Below are 20,430 nucleotides of genomic sequence, written 5' to 3' on the forward strand. Positions count from 1 at the left end.
CCTGCCAAGTCGGGGTCTGCGCCCGCCGCTCACTTCGCCGACTTCGCCAGCTCCAGCTTGATGGTCACGACCGAGCGCTCCACGCTCGCGGCGGCCCGGTGCCGCGCCCTCAGACCTTCGCGACGATCCGTTCACTGACCTCCCAGAGTCGTTCGGCGAGCGCCGGATCTCGCCCCGGGCCGGACGTATGCGCTTCGTTGCAATCGACGAAGTACCTCCCACTGACACCTGCCAGCGACGGGTGGGTCGCGACGTAACACTGCGTCGCCGCACCCTGGTGCACGTCTTTCAGAAAGAGCGACGCGACAGGCATGGCGAGGCGCAGCGCCGCGGAGCTGCGCCACAGGTTCGTTGCGATGACTCCGGGGTGAACGCCGTTGGCGCTCTTCGAGGTCCCTGAGAAACGCTGGGCCAGACCCCGGGCAAACAGCAGATTGGCGAGCTTCGACTGGCCGTAGGCGACGTTCGGCGAGTAGCTCCGCTCGAGCGTCAGATCATCGAACTGAATGCCCCCGGGCGGTGCCCAGGCGTGGGCGCTGCTCGACAGCACGACCACGCGCGCGTGCTCGGACAAAACGTCGAGCAGGCCGCTGACCAACATGAAGTGCCCGATGTGGTTGGTCAGAAACTGAAGCTCCTGCCCGTAACGGAGCGTGCGCTCGGGCAATGCCATGATGCCCGCGTTGCACATCAACACATCGAGCGGCACGCCGAGCGCGCGAACGTCGGCGACACAGGCGCGGACCGATGCCGGCTCCGAGAGCTCACACTCGAGTGGAAGCGCGCCATTGCCCAGCGACGCCGTCACGATCTCCGCCTTGTCGCGCGTGCGTGCCGCGCCCAAAACACGGGCGCCGCGGAGGGCGAGCACCCGCGCGGTCTCGAGCCCGAGCCCCGAGTTGACTCCTGTGACCAGCACGGTCAGCCCACTAAGATCGAGGCCGTCGGTCACCTCGTGGGCAGTGGACGCATACCCAAAACCACTCGCGCCACTCCGGTGTAATATCCGCGAGATCCAGGCCACGCGGGCAGCGTTGTGCCCGCGGGCCCGGCGCGCAAGGGCTAGCGAGGTCGTCCACGGCGTGCTCGAATGCGCGGCATGAAGCTCGCTTCTTTGATCGTGACGCTCGTGGTCGGCCTCCCCGTGGTTGCTTGCGGTTCGAGCCAACCCAACCAGCAGCCGGAGCAACCTCCGCCGGGTTACTATCAGCAGCCGCCCCCCGGTCCGCAGCCGGCACCAACCTACCAGGACCCGGTGCCCGCGCCCGCGCCCGCGCCCGCGCCTGCGCCCGCGCCTGCGCCGGCACCGGCAGCAAGCGGCTCGGCTGGAACGCCAACCGCGATCCCCGGCGTCACCAAGAACGCCGATGGTACGTGTTCGCTGACCGTTCCCGGCGGCCAGCCGATGACCGGTCCCTGCCCGCCCGGGATCTGAGTTTCACGCGCCGTGCTCAACGCCGCGTGCGACGACGCAAACGTCGAGCGGCGGCGATCAGAAACGCGGCGCCCACCAGCGCACGCCGATCCCCGCTGCGGCTCGGCGTGCGGCAGCCACAACCGCCGTCATCGCTGGCGTTCGTGCCCCCGCTCGGGAGTTTGCCGCCAGTGCCGGCCCCGCCACTCGCACTGATGCCGCCGGCGTTACCGAACCCACCGCTGCCCGCGTCGCTGGGCTGAGCGTTGGTGGTCTTGACGTACAAACGAGGGCCCTGGGTGGCGCTCGCCTCTTTCGACAAGTAATGGACTCCGTTCGAGTCGGTGGAGACGACCGCCAGGCCCACGTTGGCTCCCGTTTTCACCAGTGCAGTCACGTCCCACTCGACGTCCATGTCTGGATCGACGGAGCTCGATACACCGGCGCAGGACGAGCCAACCGGAGGTCGGTTTGCCCAGGTCATGCTGGTCTCACTCCAGCTGTCGTCGGCGACGCCGCAGATCACACCGGAGGCTCCCGCAGCAGACGCCGCTTTCGCGGTTCGCAGCTTCAGCACGGCGTTCACCACCGTACCGCTCACCGGTGGAAAGCGAAGATATGCCACTGCCACGGGAGAGGCCCCGTCCCCCTCCGGGTTCAGGTCGTTTTGATCGGGATACACCCCGGTTTCCCAGCTTGCCGCGGTGACGTCGGCGAGCACCGTGTATTCGTTCTCACTACTGCCCGCGTCCTCGGCGCCGGCATCGCCGGGCGCACCGCCCGCCCCGGCGGTGCCGCCAGTTCCAGTGCTCCCGCACACCGGTGTCATCGCGCCGGGCGTGCCAGTGATCAGCACATCCTTGAACACGAGGCCCTTCGGCATCAGCGCCGCTCCGGGGTAGACCCCATCGTGGCGCGGTGAACCGAGGCGCACCCGGAGTGGCTTCGGTGCATAGGTACCCGGGTACGAGACGCTGCCAAGCTCGACGTTGTCGCGGAAGAACGACATCTTCCCATTCCCCCACTCGATGGCCATGCGGTAGGCCTTCGAGCCGTCCCAGCCAACGTCCTTGTCGGTGCCGTTGGCGTACGCTAGCGCGCTGCCATCACACGCGGCGCTGCACACCTCGTCATGGTGCCAAGGGTCACCTCGCGGACAGAACGCAAGCTCGAGCTTCATGGCGCCGTTGCGCCCGGGCTCCTGCATACCGAAGATGCGCGTGAAGGCCTTGAAGTCGTTGTTGCGAAAGTACGGGCTGTAGGCGATCGGTTCTGGCTGTCCGGTCGGCGCCTGGTACAGCGTGAAGATGTCGTGATCGGCGCCCGTGAGGCTGGTCGTGGTCGAGATGCCCGTGACCGTGTACTCGATGCGTGCCGAAGGCAGCGCCTCGGCGACCTCCCACCACACCGCATCTGGCTCCTCCGCCGTCGTCCAACCACTCGGCGAGAACGACCCACCCTTGTTGCCTCGGCCCGCGAAGCTCGCGGACGTCAGCGGATCATTGACGTACTCGACCGCCAGCGCGTGGGGGGCCGCCAGCAGTACCAACAGTCCCCAACGAACAGCCGAGAGCCCCATGAGTCGTAGTATCGCACGCCGAGGGAAGAGTGGCCGATTAGCGGTGGGGGGCGTCAGCCGCTAGCAGCCAAAGGCCTGGAACTCGTAGATGATCGGATTGGTGGCGTATCCGCAAGTAGCTGCGTAGAGGCCGTAGATCCGCACCTTGGTCGTCGAGACCGGTGACGGGAAGATGAACTCCCAGTCGGTGGTCTTTGCGGAAACGCTACCGGCCGTCACCCAAGAGCTGCCGTTCCACCACTGGATGGTGCCGCCTGCCACCGTGCGCCCGGCGAGGATCCCACAGCCGGCGACGGCACAGGCCGCGGTGTCAATCTTGATCCGACCGACGGTCTTGGCAGTGGTCAAGTCGAGCTCCGCGTACGCGGTCCCAGAAGACGAGGTCGCGGTGATCCAGTGCCAGCCTTGCGCGTTGCAGTCGACTTCGCCGTATCCGTCGTTCATGTTGTCCGGGCCCAGGGTCCCGGCTCCGCCACCGTTGCTGAGCGCGGTCGCGGTCGTCGCGAGGTTCAGCGTCGGATTGCAGTTGTTGACGCATTTGCTGGCGGTGCAGGTCTGGGTCGACGTGCACGTGATGCCGCAGCCGCCGCAGTTGTTCTCGTCCGTCTTCGTGTCGACGCACTGGTTCGAGCACTTCGTCAGCCCAACACCGCAGACCAGGGTACAGGCACCGGCCTGGCAACTCTGCCCGCTCGGGCAGACCTTGGCGCAGGACCCGCAGTTGGTCGGGTCGATCTTGGTGTCCACGCACTTGTTGGAGCAGGCGGTCAGACCGGTGCCGCAGACCAGCACACAAGCGCTGTTCACACAGCTCTTGCCCGCGGTGCAGGCGGTCCCGCAACTCCCGCAGTTGCTGGGGTCGAGGTTGAGGTTGACGCAAGTATTGGAGCAGTTCGACGTGCCGCCCGCACAGACCAGGGTGCAGGCGCCCGCCACGCAGTCGTAGCCGGAATTGCACGGTTTGTCGCAGGCGCCACAGTGGACCTGGCTCGTCTTCACGTCGACGCACTGACTGCCGCACTTGGTCAGTCCCCCGGAGCAGACCAGCGTGCACGAACCGCCCTGGCAGCTCTGGCCGGTCGGGCAGGTCTTGGCGCAAGCCCCGCAGTTGTTGGGGTCGACGCTGGTGTCGACACACTTGCCGGAACAAGCCGTCGTACCCCCCACACACGAGAGCGCGCACTTGCCGGCGCTGCACACCTCACCCGTGCCGCAAACCGTGCCGCACTTGCCGCAGTTCTTCGGATCGACATCGATGTCGACACAGGTATTGTTGCAGTTCGTGGTTCCTCCGAGACATCCGATTGCGCACTTGCCGACGGAGCAGACCTCGCCAATGGCCGTCGAACACAGCTTCCCGCAGTCACCGCAGTTCTTTGGATCGACGCTGGTGTCGACACACTTGCCCCCACACAAGGTGAGCGCGCCGCCGCAGCTCGGATTACAGGCACCCGCTGAGCAAACTTCCCCAGCAAAGCAGATGTTCCCGCATTTTCCGCAGTTGGCAGGGTCGGAGGTGGTGTCCACACAGGTGCCATCACACTCCGTGGTCCCCGCGCCGCACTGCGAAGCGCACTTGGCCTGGACGCAGAGCTGCCCGCTGGGGCACGCGGCGCCACACCCGCCGCAGTTCAACGGATCGGTGTCGGTGTCAGCGCACTTACCGTTGCACATGAGCTGATTGCCCCAGCAGCCCGCGCTGCAGATCCCAGACTGGCAGCTCTCTCCCTGAGGACAGACCTTGCCGCAAGCACCGCAGTTGCTGGAGTCGACGCCGGTGTTGGTGCAGACGCCGTTGCAGGCCACGGTCCCCACACCACAATTCGACGCATCCGGGCCGCCGCCGCCCGCTCCGCCCACTGCGCCCACGCCTCCAGCCCCACCTCCGCCGTCGTCCGTCGAAGCAGAGCAGCTCAGCACCAGCGCGGCGGCGAGCAACCAACACACACACACCCAACGGACCGCTCGCATCTTCCCTCCATTGTGGCACGGGTGAGCTGAGGCGCGCAGCCCCAAGTAGGTGGGACTCGGGCCCACACGCGGCCTCAGGCGGCTGACCGATCGAGGGAACGCCGACGTGCCGCGCGCAAACGTCGATGCAAGATCCCGCACCCGAGCGCCAAGATCACGCTGAACGACGCCGGCGCTCGCCGTCTCGTGCCGCCGAGTGAACAGCCCCCGCCCGCCTCGAACCCCGGATCGGGGCGGATCAACGCGCCATCGTCCAGCTCCAGCAGGAACCGCTTCAGGTCCTGACGCTCGTCAGTCGACAAGCTCGCCACGTCGCCGTGCAGCCCCGTGGATGCCGCCTGCTCCAGCACGGCGTCCAGGTCGGGAGCCGAGCCATCGTGCAAGTACGGCGCGGTCTCGAACAGACCAATCAACGTTGGCGTGTCGATGCCCTCGAGCTCGCCGAACAGGCGAGAGCCGGAGCCCGGCGTGAGCGTGCCCACGTCCTTCAGGTTCGCCTGAGCCGAATCGGTGAAGTCCCGGCCTCGGTGGCAGCCGTCACAGCCGAGGCGCTCGAACACATGCGCACCGCGGCGTGCCGCCGCCGTCGGCGTGCCGTCGGATTCGCGATACGGGCTCGCGTGGGTTCGAGTGAGAGAGGTCACGTAGGCGTCGAGGGCGTCGAGCTCGGCGCTCACCCCGGCCTTGGGGCCCAGCAGGCTCTGATCGCGCCCGGCGTGAAAGTCTTGGTCCGTCATGAACCCGAGCCCAGCGAACGCATTGCGAATATCGTGCTCGAAGTCCTGGACCTCGTCGAAATTAGCGCTCCAGTGCAGCCAACCTTGGCCTGTGCCGCGCTTGCCCAGGAGCGAGATGGTGTTGCGGAGGCCCTCCCCGCGATCGCTGAAGTCCCAGACTCGCCCGTCGTGCTCCCCGTCGAGGTGACAGCTCGCACACGAGAGGTAGTGGTCTCGGCTCATGCGCCGGTCCATGGCGTCGTAAAACACGCGTTTGCCGAGCAGCTCGTCCGCGGCGAAGGGCTCATGAGCAACCGTTTGCACCTCCGCCAGCTTCTCGACGAGGTTGTCGCCGGACTCGATGACCCCGGAGACGTCGTAGATTGAAACGCTCCGAGAGCTCGCTGAATGCACGAACAACTCCCCACCACTCGCCGACAAGGCGAGCCCGTCGGGCCCGGCGCCGACCTTCTCGAGGGTGGTGACGAGATCGCCAGCGTAGGCGTCGCGGACATCGACGGTGTTCGTGCCCTCGGTGGCCACGAAGATCAGATCCCCAAGCGGAGAAAACTCGACCGCGCTGGGCAGACTGCGGTCGTTGAGATCGAGGCGGGCGCCCGTCTCTTCGCCGCCGTTCATCGAGAGCGCGGCAACGCTCGCGCGCACCGTGTTCTCGAAGCTGAGAGGCAAGAGATCGTTCCATAGCCCGCGCGCGGTATTGTCCTTTTTGGCAGGCACGAAGGCCCGGGCCCCGTCCGGAGAGATGGTCGGGCTGCGCAGGTAGTTGAGCACGCCGCGACCGCTGGCCTCGGTGTCGGGGCCAAGATCTGCCGTGAGCTCCTCGACGCGCACGAGCGACAGGCTGGCGGTGTCGACCACGCGGACTTCCGCGTGGTCCAGGGGAGAGACGAAGCGCGAGACCAGGAGAGTCGTTCCGTCCGCGCTGAGCGCGAGACCTTCGGGGGTCGGCCCGACGTCGAGCTCGCGGGTGACACTGCGCGTGGCCGCATCGATTTCCACCAGCTTGCCCGAGCCCCGCAACGCGACGTAGACGCGGCTTCCGTCCGGGGCCTGGACGATGCCCGACGGACGCGCGCCGTACGGCAACTCGAGCTCGGCAAGGCGCTGGCCGCTCGCCTCGAGCAGCGTCACGCGCGAGGCTCGATCACTGACCACCCACACGTCGCCGTTCTCCGAGACCGAGACGGCGCGCGGCGCGCTCGGCACGCTGACCTCCCGCTCCCGCACGCGCGCCCCGAGGTCGATGGCGCTCACCGAGCTCGCGTCCGAGTTGACGACCCACAGTCGGTTTCGCTCCACGTCGAGCGCGACCCTGGAGGACCGCCGAGGCCGGCCGGCGACCAGCGGTCGATGCACGGTCTGCGCGAGGGAACAGCCGCTCACCACATCGTTCGTCGTTGCGTCCCGCAGCGTCGCCGTCACCGCGTAGTGTCCAGGCGCGTCGAAGGTGTGACTCGTGAGAGCTCCTTGGCCCGCCGCCCCGTCACCGAACGCCCAGGCCACCTGGCAGCCTCCGGCGCACGCCGGACCGGAGAGCTCGACGCTGTAGGCGACCGGTTTGCCGACGAGGACGGGCTGCCGCGGCGCGATCTTGCACCCTGGGCTCTCGAGGGTCTTGCCGGTGGAGAACCAGCTCACGAAGCTCTCCGAGAGCGCGTTGCCAGCGACGTCGCGCACGCCACCTTTGGGCAGCCGGATCTCGAACGTGGTGTCCGACGGCAGCACGTCGACCGTCGAGAAGCTCACGATGTTGGTCTGGTAGCTCAGGATCACAGTCACCGGCTTCGGCGTTTGCCCCGGACCGGCGGTGCGCGAGACCTGAAAGGTTGCCGGTGTGACCGAGTCGAAGTCGATGGCGTCGCTGAAGGAAATACCAATGCGGGTCGTCAGCGGTTGTCCGAGGGCTCCCTGCTGGGGCTCCATGCGAGTCACGCTCGGCGCCGTCGTGTCCGGAGCCGCCTGGTGCGGGATGATGCTCGTGCCGTTGCCGTGATCGTCGCCGACGAACACCAGGTTCCCCATCGCAGTAGCAAAATCTTCGTCGCGGCCCGGGATCTTGCTCGACGCAAAACCGACGACCGTGGGAGCGCTGGGCGTCGTTGCGTCGACCTTCAAGTAGCGGTTCGACGCGCCAATGTGCACGAAGCCATCCTGAAACGACACGTAACCGCCGCGGTCACCGTACACCGCCGTCTTTCCCAGATCGGCGATCTGCGTGGCTTTGCTGACGTCGTGCAACGTGACGAGGCCTCCGGTGCCCGCGCCGATCAACAGGTTGCCATTCCAGAGCCCGCTGTAGATGGCGTCGACCCCGCTCTTTCGCGTAGCAAGCAGCTTCGGGCTCGCGGGATCGCGGACGTCGACCATCGAATAACCAGCCTGGTCCATGCCGGTGATCGCCAGGTAGTTGCCGATGGCAAACACTGGACCGGTCTTGAATGCACCCAGATCACTCACGGGGATCGGGTTCGGCCCGCCATCACTGCGCACGACGAGCTCAGGGTTGGCGGGGTCAGCCGCCCGCACCACATAGAGCCCGTTGCCCGACCCGCCCACGAACAGATACGCCCCCTGCCAGAACACCCACCACGCGCCGGTGCCATAGTCGCTCGCGGTGATCCCCGGCAGCTTCAAATACGCGCTGCGAGTCGGCGCGAGCTCGTTGGTGATGTCCCAGATCTGCACGCCCAGACTGGCCTGCATCGCGACGTAGTCCCGCCCCTCGATGCGGGAGAAACCGAAGCCGTGGGCCTCACGGATATCGTAGGTCTCGTCGTCGTCCCTGGCGTAGACCAGCTTGGGTTGGGTCGGATCGGCGACATCGAAGAACGCAAAACCGCCGTCCCCTTCCCCCGAATCCCGGGAGAAGATCAGCAGCAGGTGACCATGGTGCATGGCCAGGTTGCCGTGGGCGCGCGGCGCGCCGGTCGTCGAGTCGATGCGCCCGATCACCGTCATGACCTGATCCGACGTGTAGGTCTTGTTGGGCAGGCCTGGACCCGTCGCGTGCGCTGCGCCCGCCACGGAGAGCGCAGCCGACGCGCACATGCAGAATCCCCTCGCCCGCACCATGTCAGCTCGAGCCTAGAGCCCATCTCGGTTGGCAGCCAGACGGCAATCGCGCCCGCCCCGATCTCGTCGGCGGCCGCGCTAGGTTTGCGCGGCTCGGCCGTCCGCTCGAGCGCCAACCTCTCGCCTGCGCATGTTAGCGTCGGTTCTCGTGACGCGAGACGCGCTCTGCCGCGCGCTTGCCGGAGGGACCTGGCGGCTCATCCGCCAGGACACAACTCAGCCCAACCTACCTCGGCCTCAGCAGGCCGGCCTCGCCACTCATGTCCATCAAACGCCGTCTCAAACTCGCGCTCGCAAGCTCGTTGCTCGCCGACGCGGACCTCCAAGCCATGCGTCGGCTCGACTTCCGCGATGCGGGACACGGTCTGGACGTGCTCGGCTTCGACCCGGATTCGTTCGCCGTTGCGATGGGCCTCAGCCGCTTCGCCTACGAACGCTACTTCCGCGTCGCCAGCTACGGCAGTGAGAACCTGCCGCGCTCGGGCGCTGCCATTCTCGCGGCGAACCACAGCGGCCTCCTGCCCATCGACGGCGCGATGATCGTAGTCGACGCCGTTCGGCACACCTCGCCGCCACGAGTGGTTCGGGTCATCGGTGACCTCTTCATCCCACTCCTGCCATGGGTCGGCACCATCTTCAGCCGAATAGGCGTCGTCGCCGGCAGCCCGGGTAATTTCCGCCACTTGCTCGAAAATGGTGAGCTGGTCCTGGTTTTTCCGGAGGGCACACCCGGCATCGGAAAGGGCTGGAAGAAGCGCTACCAGTTGCAGGACTGGCGGGTCGGTCACGCGGAGCTCTCACTCCGCCATCGTGTACCGGTGATCCCCGTCGCCGTCGTGGGCGCGGAAGAAGCGTGGCCCGAGCTCGCTCGACTCGACTCCTTCAACGCGTTCGGCGCGCCGTTTCTGCCGATTCCGGCGACGCCCATCCCCATGCCTGTGCGCTTCCACGTGCACTACGGCGAGCCACTCGCGCTGTACGAGCGCTTCGGCGACGCCGACGACCCGACCGCAGTGCGTGAGGCCGCTCGACTCGTGAAGAGCGCCGTCCAAGAGCTGATGGATCGAGGCCTCTCGGAGCGAAGAGGGCTGTTCTGATGCGACGTGTGCTCGTCACCGGAGCAACGACTCCCATTGGGCGCTCGCTGGTCGAGGCGTTGCTCCGAGACCCGGCCACGGAGCTGGTGCTGGCTGTGGGCGCGGAGCGAAATCCTCTGCGCCTTGGTGCCCAGGACCCGTCGCGCTACCAGTATCGACAGGTCAACCTCACTCGCCCCCGCGAGCTTCACGACCTCCTGTTCGCGGACGCGCGCGAGCTCCGGGTCGGGACTCTCATGCACAACGCGCTGCACCGTAACGCACGCGACGAGGGGCCACGCGTGCATGCCCTCAACGTGGAGTGCACACGCGAGCTCTTGGCACTCGCTGAACGCCACCCCACCTTGCACCGCTTCGTGTTTCGTAGCGCCGGGGCGGTCTACCATGTCGATCCGCGGCGCTCGACGCTGATATCGGAAGAAGATCCGCTCGAGCTCGCCCCGGACGCGCCCCAAAAAGTCCGCGATCGGGTCGAGGCGGATCTGACGGTCTGTACCCGCATGGGCATGTCGCGCCTCGAGATCGTCGTGCTCCGCTGCGCCGAGATCCTGACCGCCGAGAGCGGCAGTCAGCTCTACGACTACCTGGGCTCACGCGTCTGCCTGCGCCCCCTCGGCTTCGACCCGATGCTGAACCTGCTCTCGCTCGAGGACGTGACACGGGCGCTACTGCTGGCCGTGGATCGAGACAAGAGCGGAGTCTTCAACATTCCCGGCGCGGACACGCTGCCGCTGTCCCGCGCAGTGGAGCTCTGGGGCAGGTTGGGGCTCCCGTTGCCGGGCCCCTTGCTCGCGCCGCTGTATCAACTCCGTTCCAGCGTGTTCGACCGGGACTTCAGATACGACCTCAATCATCGGCGGTTCCACTACAGCGCGGTGCTCGACGGCCGCCGCGCCCGTGACCAACTTGGCTTCGAGCCAAAACACCGGCTGGTTTGGCCGAGAGCCTGAGTCCTACCGAGTGCCGGTGGGCACCAACCTGCTGACCATGCCGAGGATGATCAGCGAGCACCTCTGCTCCCCAGCCCACCTGTCGATCCTGCGACGGCAGGACATCGCCGAGTTTCTGCGCAACGTCCGCAGCTGGAGCGTCGGCCACGACGACCGGGCGAAGCTCGAACAGCTCGAGGTGCTCGTCGACGACGCCTTGGGGTTCACCGTGTTCGAGGTGATCGAGAAGGCCAAACGCCGACTCTCGTCGGAGCTCGAGACCGAGGTGAGCTTCGAGTACCCATCGATCGCGCTCGCGGAACACCTCACGCGACCGGAGTTCGACGCCCTCTCCCGGCAAGAGACCGATGCCATCCTGGACTGCCTGGACACGACGCTCGACGCGGCGGGCGTGTTTGCCGCCGATATCGAGCTCGTGTGTTGCACCGGCGGAACCGCGAAGGTCACTCGCATCGCAGACGAGATCCGCCGGCGCTTCGGCGACGCTCGGGTGAAGGACTGGAAGAACTTTCACTCCGTCGTCGAAGGGCTCGCCGTCCACGCACGCTCGATCGCGCGGGGCGAGGCCGACCCGGAAGGCGGCGCCGACCCCGGCTCCGCCGCGCGGGACTCAGGGGATTGACTGCTGCGACCGCTTCAAGCCCAACGGCAGCGTGGGACCCGCGTCGAATCCGAGGTAAGTGAACAACGTCGATGGCCGCTGACACCATGCTCACTGCGCTCACGGTCATCGAGCCGATCTACGTGCTGCTCCTGTGCGGCTGGATCCTGCTGGAGAAGCGTAGTCCCGCCGCAACGCTGGCCTGGATCTTCGGACTGATTGCTCTGCCCGGCGCCGGCTTCGTGATCTACTTCTTCCTGGGTCCGCGTCGCATTCGTCGGCGACGGCTGAAGCGACTGCGAGCCCAGAACGCCATCGCACGGCTCGTGGTGCAACCCGAGGCACTTTCGAACCCGGATCCGGGAGTATTGCGCGACGCGGAACAGCTGGTGCGACTGGGCGAAGCCGTGAACAAGGCAGCGCTGAGCACCGCAACGGGGTGTGAGTTGTTGCTCGACGGCGCTCAGACGTTCGACTCGATCCTCGAGGCCATAAGCGCCGCGAAGGACCACGTTCACGTCCTCTATTACATCTTCGAGCCGGACGAGACCGGTCGAGCGCTCCGCGACGCGCTGGTCGAGCGAGCCCGCGCGGGTCTCACCGTCCGACTGCTGGTTGATGCGGTGGGCTCGGCGACCGCGCGCCGGCGTGACTTCTTTGCACCGCTGGTCGAGGCCGGAGCGGAGGTCGCGGCGTTCAATCGGCTGGGCCCCGCCGCACTGTGGGGGCGGGTGCTGAACTTCCGGAACCACCGGAAGATCGTGGTGGTCGATGGCAGGATCGGGTTCACCGGCGGCGTCAACGTCACCGACGAAGAAAATCCCAAGGTGCGCGCCGACGCTTGGCGCGACACGCACCTCCGGCTCGAGGGACCTTGTGTCGCGCAGCTGCAGCTGATCTTTCTCGAAGACTGGTGCTACGCCTGCGGCACCACCCCCGAGCGTCCGGAGCTGTTCCCGCGGCACGACGTTGCACCCGGGGAGCTGGTTCAGATCTTGGACTCGGGGCCGGACAAGGAACACGAGACCATCAAAAGTGTGTATTTTGCCGCGATTTGCGCGGCGATGTCCCGCGTGTGGCTCACCACGGCGTACTTCGTGCCGGACGAGCCCATGTCGTTCGCGCTTCGAGCGGCGGCGCTGCGCGGCGTCGACGTTCGAGTGCTCGTGCCGAAGAACGGCGACTCGCGCACGGTCGCTGCCGCGGCACGCTCGTACTACGACGCACTACTCGGCGCGGGGGTGCGGATCTTCGAGTACGAGCCCAGAATGTTACACGCCAAGACGCTGGTCGTTGACGAGTGGCTGGCTGCCATAGGAACGGCCAACTTCGACAACCGCAGCTTTCGACTCAATTTCGAGGTCTCGGCTCTGGTGTACGGCCGGAAGCTCTCGAGCGCGCTGGCAGAGGCCTTCGAGCGAGACCTGACCCACGCGAAGCAGGTGACCGGGGCCAGCCGCGTGCGCTTGCGCCTGGGACCACGGATCTTCGAAGGCATGGCACGCGTGCTGTCACCGATGTTGTGAGGCCCCCGGAACTTCGCCCCCCGCCCAGTGTCGGAGTCCGCATGGCGCGGCGGAGAGTTGTCATTTCTGGCGCGCTTCCAGCCTTCATCTGTGCCTTCGGTTGCGCCACGGGAAGAGCTCCGCCGATCGCGGCGCATCCGGTCGAGCCCACCCGCCCGAGCGCATCGCCCCTTCCACCAGCCACGGAGCCCGATCCGGCGGCCCGCTCCGCATTGAACGCCAGCATCGCCGAGGCCGTCGGCCGCGGAGCGAGCCGGAGCTTCTTCCGAGACGAGAGCGCAGCCACCAACCCGGTGTGGAGGCCCAACCCGTTGACGCCGGTCGCCTCGCTGGTTCGCAGCGAGCCACCTCCAACTCTCGGGCCAGTATCGGGCGCTCGGGGCCATCGGCTGCCGCCTCAGGCCGTGCAGCGCGTGCTCGTGCAAAACAAGGGGCGGTTTCGCGAGTGTTACCAGCGTGGGCTGCAACGAAACCCGAAGCTGGCAGGTCGGGTCGTGATGACGTTCGTGATCGGCGCGGACGGTCGAGTTTGGCAGGCCGGGGAGCGCTCGCCCACGCTGCCCGACCCGAGAGTGCGCGCCTGTGTTCTCAACCACGTGTTCACGCTGTCGTTTCACAATCCGCTGCACGACACCGTCTCCATCGACTACCCGCTCTACTTCAGCCCCGACGCCCCCTCTCCCAAGCTCCGCCTCGACGACGCGGACCACGTGGCGGACGCCCCACCTCCAGGCTTCGCCGAGGCATACCGCGCGGGTCGACCCGCGCAACGACCCGATGTGGACGCACCCACCAGAGGAGCGCCGGCACCTGCAAGACCCTCCGCCTGCGACCCGGGCGATCCGCTTTGTGCTGACGGCCCGTGAGCCGCGTCCCTCGCGCTTCACGCGAGTGCGTTGATGTCGTCGTTCTCGAGCACGGTCTTCGGAGCACCGTCCCGCGCCACCCTCAGCATGGCGCGCCCGACCTTCTCCGTGGTCGTCGTGTACTTGGGCAATGCACGACGAAGGATCGGCGTCAGCGGGCCAAGCACGGTGTACGCGGCATTGTACAGCTTCGTCTTGGACTTGATCCCGTGTAGCGGCTGGATGAACGCCGGACGAAACATGTACGCGGCATTGAACGGCAAGCGCAGCAGTGCGTTCTCGGTCTTGCCCTTGACCCGAGCCCACATGCTGCGGCCGCGCTCACTCGCGTCGGTGCCCGCTCCGGAGACGAAGACGAAGGTCATGCTCGGATTACGCTCGGCCAGCACCTCGGCAGCAGCAAGTGCGATCCCGTAGGTCACGCGCGTGTACTCCTCCTCACTCATGCCCGCCGAAGAGATCCCGAGGCAGAAGAAACACGCATCCCACCCCGTGAGCTCGTCGGCTATCGGAGAGAAGTCCGCGGTGTCGGTGTGCACCAAGTCTCGCAGCTTGGTGTGGGTTTGCCCCGTGGCGCTACGCCCAACGCTGAGCACGTCCTCGACATCCGGATCGAGCAGGCACTCCCGGAGCACACCCTGCCCGACCATCCCGGTCCCGCCGAAAACGATCACCTTCATCACCAGCGAGCATAGGGCGAACGCGGCGCACACCCGTCGAAAAGTCGACCTTTGCACGCAGCCGTGCGGCGCGTAGTCTGGTTCGGATGAAGTCTCGCACCGATTTGAGCCGCCCAATGATCTCGAGGCGAGCTGCTTTGACCCCGCGCAGGTCACGGTCACGAACGGCGCGCTCGAGCTGACGGCGGTCGCGACCTCGAAGTCCGGTTGTGTCAAGAAGGACGGGAGCAAGGCGGCGTACGCCTCCGGCCTCGTGATGAGCGACGGCCGCTACAATTTCACCTACGGGTTCGTCGAAGCCCGGATGTGGCTCCCCCCCGGTACGGGCACGCCGGAGAACTGGGCGGCGTTCTGGGTCAACGGCAAGGTCTGGCCAGAAGACGGCGAGATCGACATCATGGAAAGGCAAGGACGTCGGCGGCGTGACCTCGGCCGGCCTCGCGGGCGGCGCGAAGACCGCGAGCAGTCCCCACTACTTCATCCTGAATCACGGTCTCAACGGCAGCTACCCAATCAAGGTGCCCTCGACGCTGAAGATCGACTACGTGCGCCACTGGCAGTGAGCACGGGCTGTCCGGGCGCGGGGGCTCACTGCTTGGGGCCGCTCATTGGTTTGAGGCACGGCTGCGGGATAGGTGGCGGAGAGAGGCACGGACGCGGCGGCGTTGGCGGGGCAATGTTCACCTTGCCCGCGTCGCGCCCCGCGTCGGGCGGCGGCAGCGCAACGCTCAAACAGGGGCGAGGTTCCGCGTCGCCTGCGCCGGCGTCTGCGCTGGCGTCGGTGTTGGTCACGATGCTGACGGACGCATCAGGCGGAGGCATGGGCGGGGACAGACAGATGGTCGGCGAAGTGGCCCCGCTGTCGATGCTCATTTCGAGACAGGGTTTGAACACCGTGTCACAGCGCGTCTGTGAGACGGCAATGCTGGCCAGAGCCGAGGTCACGAACAAACGGCGCCGCGCCAGGATGGCATCGCGGTCCGATTTGTCACGCGCGCTCACCGGTCTTGCTCCGGGTCAGTCAGCTTGCCGTTCACGAACGCTCGCACCACGTCCATGCTGGAGATGATGCCGGCGAGGTGTCCGCTCGAATCGACGACGACCAGGCGATGACTCCCGGTCTCCACCATGCGCTTGGCGGCATCGAGCACCGACTCGGTTCGGTCGATCGCAAACACGAAGGGGCTCATCACGTCCTCCGCCGTCGCACTCTCGAGGCGGCCCGGGCGGGTCGGATCGGCGAGATCACTCTTGGTAACGAGCCCCAAGAGGTGTCCGCCGGCGTCGAGCACCGGCGCGCCGCTCACGCCCTTCTGTGTCAGCCCCCAGGCCAAATCGTCCAGCTTCGTGTCGGGCGTGATGGTCATCACCTTCTTCGTCATGATGTCTTCGACTTTGAGCATCGCCGTTCTCCCTCGGAGCTGGACCCCGATCAGCTTTAGCGGCGGTCGGCCCGCCGATCAACGCTGGCGCGCCTCCCCCGGGGCTCTCGGCTCATGTAGGATCCCGCCCGTGTCGAACAAACGGAAGCTCCGACGCGCGCAGGGGAAGTCCGGCGCCACACCCCAAGCCGGCGGCCCGAGGCCTGATTCGCTACGGAAACAAACCGCCAGCGAGCGTTTTGCCAAACCGGGCTCGGACAAGTTGTGGTTGGCGCTCCTCGGTTGGCCCCGCGAGCGCCAGAATCGCATCTGGCTCTGCCAGGCCATGCATGACGGTGCGCGAGCCAAGGAGCTCGGTGCCTACACCGCCGACGCCGTCAAAGCCGCGTTCCAGTCCAAGGCGCCGAGCCACGCGGAGAAACTCGAGCTGGCGGCGATCGAGAGCGGCGTCGACGTTTGGCTCGCTTCCGGGGACGGCTACGACCCGTCCGACCCCGACCCCAAGTGGCACTTCCTGGTGAACGTCGCGACCAAGCTCGGCCTCGGCACGGTCACTCCTGAAAGCCTGCAAGACGACTGGGAAGCGTGGTGCAGTCTGGTCCTCGCGTCCGGTCCCCGCGCGAGCTTGATGGCCGCACTATCACAGACCGAACAAGCGGCGGTCCTGCTGCAGAACACCACGCGTTCCGAGCGCATCGGCGGCCTGGTCAACCTCTCCCGCGCCATGTGGACCGCGCTCGCCTACGGCGACGACGCGACCTTCGCTCACCTCGAGCGCGCCGGCACCGAGTGGCTGGCGAACATTGCCGGCAAGACCCGACCCGGCTGAGCGCGCGGTTCGGCGCGTCAGAACGACGAGCCAGGCGTTTTCAGAAACTCCTGCTCGTCGGGCGTAGATTCGCGCCCGAGCACCGCGTTCCGGTGGGGGAAGCGCCCGAAGCGCCGCACAATGTCACGGTGACGCCGCGCGAAGTCGGCGGCCGCGACGAAGCGCTTCTTCACTCCCGCGTCGTCGCTCGCTGCGACCTGGGCATCGAATAGCTCGATGCACCGCTCCTGATCCTCGAGCTGTTCGCTGTGCATCAGCGGCATGATCAGGAAATAACGCTGCAGCGGCATCAGTCGTTCGAGGTCACCCGCGTCGATCCCGTCTAGTGCCAGGCGGAGCGCCTGCGCGTCTTGTGCAAAAGTCGCAGCCTGGCCCCGGAACAGATTGCGCGTGAACTGATCGAGCAGGATGACCAGGGCCAGGCGACCCCTCGGGGTGTCCGCAAGAGAGGACAGCTCACCCCGACTGGCGCGCGAGTGGGCGTCACCAAAGCGGTCGCGAATGAGCGCGTCGAAGCTCTCATCCTTCTTCCAGTACTTCGCGAATACTGCGTCGGGGACATCCCCAGCCGGATCTGGCGTTCCGAACCAAAACTCGAGCACTTCGTCGGGCAACATGCTCGTGCATCAGACCCGACGCGGGGCGCGCAGTAAAGCAACCCCGCTCGCGGCGCGCGCGAGGGCCCGGACCGGGACTTTCTCCGGAAAGTCGCGCTACGCTCCGAAGGTGACCGAGGGCAAGCGCCTTCTCGCACGACGACACAACCTCGTCGCCAGCCGAACCTCCGTGCGTCGGCGGGCGCGGTCCGCGCTCGTGCGCGCGGCCCTCGGGCCCGCTGCCCTGCTCTCGCTGCTGTCGTTCGTGCAGCTCGCCGCAGCGCAACCCGAATCAGAGACTGGAAGCGCAAAGCCGACCGCGCCGCTGGCTACCGCACCGAAGGCCACGCCCGCCGTCGAGCAACAGCCCGAATCCGGCGACGAGCCCGCCCCCCCACCGGAAGTGGAAAAACCCATCGAGGTGGTGGTGCATGGCGAGCGCGTCGAGCCTGCCGGCACGTCGCTGAGCCGGGCCGAGGTGCGCCAGCTCCCGGGCGCCTTTGGCGATCCATTCCGCGCCATCGAGGCGCTCCCCGGTGTCACTCCGATCGCCTCGGGCGTGCCTTTTTTCTACGTGCGCGGCGCGCCGCCCGGCAACGTCGGCTACTTCCTCGACGGCGTGCGCGTGCCCTACCTCTATCACATCGGCCTCGGCCCCTCGGTGATCCACCCGGCGATCGTGCAGCGTGTGAACTTCTACCCAGGCGGGTATCCCGCGCGCTTCGGGCGCTACGCAGGCGGAATCGTCGCAGCCGACGTGACGGAGCCGAGGAGCGACCTGCACGGCGAAGGAAACCTGCGCCTATTCGATGTCGGCGCGGTCGTGGAGAGCGGCTTTGCGGACGGCCGCGGAACCGTGCTGCTCGGCGGGCGCTATTCGTACACTGGTACGCTGCTGTCCTTGATCGTGCCGGAGATCAAGCTCGAGTATCGCGACTACCAGGCGCGGGCTTCGTACGATCTCGGGCCGCGAGATCGCGTGAGTGTCTTCAGCTTCGGCGCCTACGATCTGCTCGGCGAGCCCAAAGACCGCGGGCTCGACGTGCTGTTTGCGTCGGAGTTCTACCGCGTCGATCTGCGCTACGACCACTTCTTCTCCAGGGACAGCAGTCTGCGCTACGCCGTGACCTTCGGTTACGACCAGACGCGCCTGGCCGAGTACCGCAACGGTCACGACAAGATGGTCGGCTCCCGCGTGGAGGTCGTTCACCGGGCCGGCGATGGAGTGATGCTGCGAGGCGGTGCCGATCTGACCGTCGATGCCTACGGGGCGAGCAACCTCGAGTACGAGGATCCAGACTCGCCGGACCTCGCTCGGAAAAACGCGCTGTTTCCCGAGCGAAACGATCTGGCCCTCGGCGGTTACGTGGATGTGGTGTTCGAACCCACGCCGGAGCTCGAGCTGACGCCGGGCGTACGCCTCGACCTGTATGGTTCGGTGGGAGCCGCGGTGCTGGCTGTGGACCCACGCTTGGCCGCCGTCTTCCACGTGAGCCGAGCGGTGCGGATCATCCACGCCTACGGCCTGGTTCACCAGCCACCGTCCTTCTTCGGCCCGATCCCCGGGCTCACACCCGGGACCCTGGCCAACGGGTTGCAGACCAGCTTTCAGACAAGCGCGGGGGTCGAGGTGGATCTGCCCGAGGACGTGACCGCCGGCACGACCCTGTTTCACAACGCCTTCTTCAACCTGACCGACACCCTCGCGGTCTCTTCGGGCGAGTTCGACTTGACCTCGGATCGCCGCACGACGGGTGACGCCGCCGGTCTGGAGCTGTTCGTGCGCCGGAAGTTCACCCGCCGACTCGGCGGATTTCTGTCGTACACCCTGTCGCGTTCGAGCCGCAGCGTGGGGAGGGAGAAGTTCCCCAGCGCCTTTGATCGCACTCACGTGGCCAACGCAGCAGTGGGTTACGATCTGGGGCGTCGCTGGCGCGCCGGCACTCGCGTGGTGTTCTACACGGGCACACCCAAGACCTACCCGTCGAATGGACTGATCGTGCCCCTGAGGCCCCGCGCGCCCGACCGCGGGCCAGCTTTCTACCGGGTCGACTTGCGCATCGAAAAGCGCTGGCCCCTCGCCAAGAGCGCCTGGCTCTCGTTCGTTGGTGAAGTCATGAACGCCACCCTCAGCAAAGAGACCTTTGCGTCCGGGACCGGCGCGGACACCACCATTGGCCCCGTCACCATTCCGAGCATCGGGCTCGAAGGAGGTTTTTGATGCGACGCTTCGAGACCGCGTGGTCGCGACTCTCACTCGTGGTCGGCGCGGCCCTGTGCACGCCGGCCTGCCTCCAGAACGATCCGCGCCCGCCGCCGGGCAGCGTCCTCGTCACCGCGAGTCCCGACAGCGTGATCGAGACCGGAGTCGTCACGGCGGACGGCTGGCAAGTCGACTACCAGAGGTTCCTGGTGTCGCTCGGGTTTGCGTCAGCGGAGGACGACGAGGGCACGTGCAACCACACCTACTCCGATCCCAACTACAGCCGCGTTCTGGACATGAAGTCTGGGCACGAGCAGAAACTCAACCTGGTCTTCGCGCTCGGAGTCTGCAGCATCGATCTCGAGCTCTCGAGCCCAAAAGAGGACTCGGTCCTGGGGCAAGGCGCGACGCCCGCCGATCGGAAGTTCATGCGCACGCCGGAGAGTGACGACTACGTCACGGACGGCGGCATCAGCATTCACCTCGAGGCGACGGCGCGAAAGGGGTCGGTCGAGAAGCGGCTCTCCTGGTCGTATCGCTACCGCATCGACTACACCAACATCGGCACCAGACAGGGCACCGAGGTCAAGCGGGGCTTCGAGCTGAAGGAGCACGACGAGCTCGGCCTGGACGTCCCCATTCTCGGAGGCGCGCTGTTCTGGGACCAGCTGAGCGGCGAGGGACAGCTACGCTTCGACGCCATCGCGGCGGCGGATCAGAACAACGACGGCGAGGTCGCGCTGCACGAGCTCGAAGCGGTCCCACTCGCCAGCATCGCCGACTCGTCCCGCTACGCAGACGGTGAGGCCAAGGGGCTGATGACCCTCGGGGCCTACGTCTACAAGGGCCTGTTTCAGCGGGTGGTCGACGCCAACGCCAAAGAGAAAGACGTCTTTCCCAACACCCGCAACCCCGAGTGACGCGCGC

At 66.8% G+C, this 20,430-nt stretch carries 17 protein-coding genes; 10 read left to right on the forward strand and 7 right to left on the reverse strand.

What is annotated here, in order from left to right; translation table 11 throughout:
- Window positions 1-109 precede the first annotated feature (109 nt).
- Entirely contained in the window at window positions 110-1,006 is an 897-nt protein-coding gene (locus IPI67_03705) for an SDR family oxidoreductase (protein ID MBK7579290.1), read from the reverse strand.
- Between the two features lie 93 nt (window positions 1,007-1,099).
- Between IPI67_03705 and IPI67_03710 the strand changes: the two genes are divergently transcribed.
- Window positions 1,100-1,435: a hypothetical protein gene (locus tag IPI67_03710; protein ID MBK7579291.1), complete on the forward strand. Its 336-nt coding sequence runs from the start codon at window positions 1,100-1,102 to the stop codon at window positions 1,433-1,435.
- Between the two features lie 16 nt (window positions 1,436-1,451).
- Here the strand turns inward: IPI67_03710 and IPI67_03715 are convergent, their stop codons facing one another.
- The 3 genes from IPI67_03715 to IPI67_03725 all read right to left on the reverse strand — a co-directional run bounded on the left by IPI67_03715 (window position 1,452) and on the right by IPI67_03725 (window position 8,773).
- Entirely contained in the window at window positions 1,452-2,993 is a 1,542-nt protein-coding gene (locus tag IPI67_03715; protein ID MBK7579292.1) for a DNRLRE domain-containing protein, read from the reverse strand.
- 60 nt (window positions 2,994-3,053) lie between these two features.
- Window positions 3,054-4,964 carry a hypothetical protein gene (locus IPI67_03720; protein ID MBK7579293.1) on the reverse strand — a complete coding sequence of 637 codons (1,911 nt, stop codon included), beginning with the start codon at window positions 4,962-4,964 and terminating at the stop codon, window positions 3,054-3,056.
- Between the two features lie 74 nt (window positions 4,965-5,038).
- The gene (locus IPI67_03725) at window positions 5,039-8,773 is read right to left on the reverse strand and encodes an Ig-like domain-containing protein (protein ID MBK7579294.1); all 3,735 of its coding nucleotides are present in this window, start codon (window positions 8,771-8,773) and stop codon (window positions 5,039-5,041) included.
- 260 nt (window positions 8,774-9,033) lie between these two features.
- On the opposite strand from IPI67_03725, the gene IPI67_03730 reads away from it, so the two are divergent.
- The 5 genes from IPI67_03730 (at window position 9,034) to IPI67_03750 (ending at window position 13,813) form a co-directional block, all read left to right on the forward strand.
- Entirely contained in the window at window positions 9,034-9,870 is an 837-nt protein-coding gene (locus IPI67_03730; protein MBK7579295.1) for an acyltransferase family protein, read from the forward strand.
- The gene (locus tag IPI67_03735) at window positions 9,870-10,820 is read left to right on the forward strand and encodes an NAD-dependent epimerase/dehydratase family protein (GenBank protein MBK7579296.1); all 951 of its coding nucleotides are present in this window, start codon (window positions 9,870-9,872) and stop codon (window positions 10,818-10,820) included. Before IPI67_03730 ends, IPI67_03735 begins: the two co-directional genes overlap by 1 nt.
- A 16-nt stretch (window positions 10,821-10,836) precedes the next feature.
- Complete coding sequence (locus IPI67_03740; protein ID MBK7579297.1) at window positions 10,837-11,442, forward strand: Hsp70 family protein; 606 nt, start codon at window positions 10,837-10,839, stop codon at window positions 11,440-11,442.
- Between the two features lie 71 nt (window positions 11,443-11,513).
- A complete protein-coding gene (gene cls / locus IPI67_03745) occupies window positions 11,514-12,947 on the forward strand; it encodes a cardiolipin synthase (GenBank protein MBK7579298.1) in 1,434 nt (477 codons plus the stop codon).
- A gap of 212 nt (window positions 12,948-13,159) precedes the next feature.
- Complete coding sequence (locus tag IPI67_03750) at window positions 13,160-13,813, forward strand: AgmX/PglI C-terminal domain-containing protein (GenBank protein MBK7579299.1); 654 nt, start codon at window positions 13,160-13,162, stop codon at window positions 13,811-13,813.
- A 17-nt stretch (window positions 13,814-13,830) separates the two neighbouring features.
- Here IPI67_03750 and IPI67_03755 read toward each other — a convergent pair whose 3' ends face one another.
- A complete protein-coding gene (locus tag IPI67_03755) occupies window positions 13,831-14,493 on the reverse strand; it encodes an NAD-dependent epimerase/dehydratase family protein (GenBank protein MBK7579300.1) in 663 nt (220 codons plus the stop codon).
- A 178-nt stretch (window positions 14,494-14,671) separates the two neighbouring features.
- Here IPI67_03755 and IPI67_03760 point away from each other — a divergent pair, with 178 nt between their 5' ends.
- A complete protein-coding gene (locus IPI67_03760; protein ID MBK7579301.1) occupies window positions 14,672-15,562 on the forward strand; it encodes a family 16 glycosylhydrolase in 891 nt (296 codons plus the stop codon).
- Here the strand turns inward: IPI67_03760 and IPI67_03765 are convergent.
- Window positions 15,492-15,896 (reverse strand): CBS domain-containing protein, encoded by a 405-nt coding sequence (locus IPI67_03765; GenBank protein MBK7579302.1) that lies wholly within the window; start codon window positions 15,894-15,896, stop codon window positions 15,492-15,494. The two genes, IPI67_03760 and IPI67_03765, sit on opposite strands and share 71 nt — an antisense overlap.
- Window positions 15,897-16,005: 109 nt before the next feature.
- On the opposite strand from IPI67_03765, the gene IPI67_03770 reads away from it, so the two are divergent.
- Window positions 16,006-16,704: a hypothetical protein gene (locus IPI67_03770; GenBank protein MBK7579303.1), complete on the forward strand. Its 699-nt coding sequence runs from the start codon at window positions 16,006-16,008 to the stop codon at window positions 16,702-16,704.
- Between the two features lie 17 nt (window positions 16,705-16,721).
- Here IPI67_03770 and IPI67_03775 read toward each other — a convergent pair whose 3' ends face one another.
- Window positions 16,722-17,321 carry a DUF924 domain-containing protein gene (locus IPI67_03775; protein MBK7579304.1) on the reverse strand — a complete coding sequence of 200 codons (600 nt, stop codon included), beginning with the start codon at window positions 17,319-17,321 and terminating at the stop codon, window positions 16,722-16,724.
- A 109-nt stretch (window positions 17,322-17,430) separates the two neighbouring features.
- Here IPI67_03775 and IPI67_03780 point away from each other — a divergent pair, with 109 nt between their 5' ends.
- Window positions 17,431-19,521: a TonB-dependent receptor plug domain-containing protein gene (locus IPI67_03780; protein MBK7579305.1), complete on the forward strand. Its 2,091-nt coding sequence runs from the start codon at window positions 17,431-17,433 to the stop codon at window positions 19,519-19,521.
- On the forward strand, window positions 19,521-20,423 hold the full coding sequence (locus IPI67_03785) for a hypothetical protein (GenBank protein MBK7579306.1): 903 nt from the start codon (window positions 19,521-19,523) through the stop codon (window positions 20,421-20,423). Before IPI67_03780 ends, IPI67_03785 begins: the two co-directional genes overlap by 1 nt.
- The last annotated feature ends 7 nt before the right edge of the window (window positions 20,424-20,430 follow it).

This window comes from Myxococcales bacterium (assembly GCA_016706225.1).
In the GTDB taxonomy this organism is placed as follows: Bacteria; Myxococcota_A; Polyangia; order Polyangiales; family Polyangiaceae; genus JADJKB01.

What these genes read in the sequence shown, in the direction of transcription:
- IPI67_03710 (MBK7579291.1), top strand. Translation starts at nt 1,100, where the DNA reads ATGAAGCTCGCTTCTTTGATCGTGACGCTCGTGGTCGGCCTCCCCGTG.
- IPI67_03715 (MBK7579292.1), bottom strand. Translation starts at nt 2,993, where the DNA reads ATGGGGCTCTCGGCTGTTCGTTGGGGACTGTTGGTACTGCTGGCGGCC.
- IPI67_03720 (MBK7579293.1), bottom strand. Translation starts at nt 4,964, where the DNA reads ATGCGAGCGGTCCGTTGGGTGTGTGTGTGTTGGTTGCTCGCCGCCGCG.
- IPI67_03725 (MBK7579294.1), bottom strand. Translation starts at nt 8,773, where the DNA reads ATGGTGCGGGCGAGGGGATTCTGCATGTGCGCGTCGGCTGCGCTCTCC.
- IPI67_03730 (MBK7579295.1), top strand. Translation starts at nt 9,034, where the DNA reads ATGTCCATCAAACGCCGTCTCAAACTCGCGCTCGCAAGCTCGTTGCTC.
- IPI67_03735 (MBK7579296.1), top strand. Translation starts at nt 9,870, where the DNA reads ATGCGACGTGTGCTCGTCACCGGAGCAACGACTCCCATTGGGCGCTCG.
- cls (MBK7579298.1), top strand. Translation starts at nt 11,514, where the DNA reads ATGGCCGCTGACACCATGCTCACTGCGCTCACGGTCATCGAGCCGATC.
- IPI67_03755 (MBK7579300.1), bottom strand. Translation starts at nt 14,493, where the DNA reads ATGAAGGTGATCGTTTTCGGCGGGACCGGGATGGTCGGGCAGGGTGTG.
- IPI67_03765 (MBK7579302.1), bottom strand. Translation starts at nt 15,896, where the DNA reads ATGCTCAAAGTCGAAGACATCATGACGAAGAAGGTGATGACCATCACG.
- IPI67_03775 (MBK7579304.1), bottom strand. Translation starts at nt 17,321, where the DNA reads ATGTTGCCCGACGAAGTGCTCGAGTTTTGGTTCGGAACGCCAGATCCG.
- IPI67_03785 (MBK7579306.1), top strand. Translation starts at nt 19,521, where the DNA reads ATGCGACGCTTCGAGACCGCGTGGTCGCGACTCTCACTCGTGGTCGGC.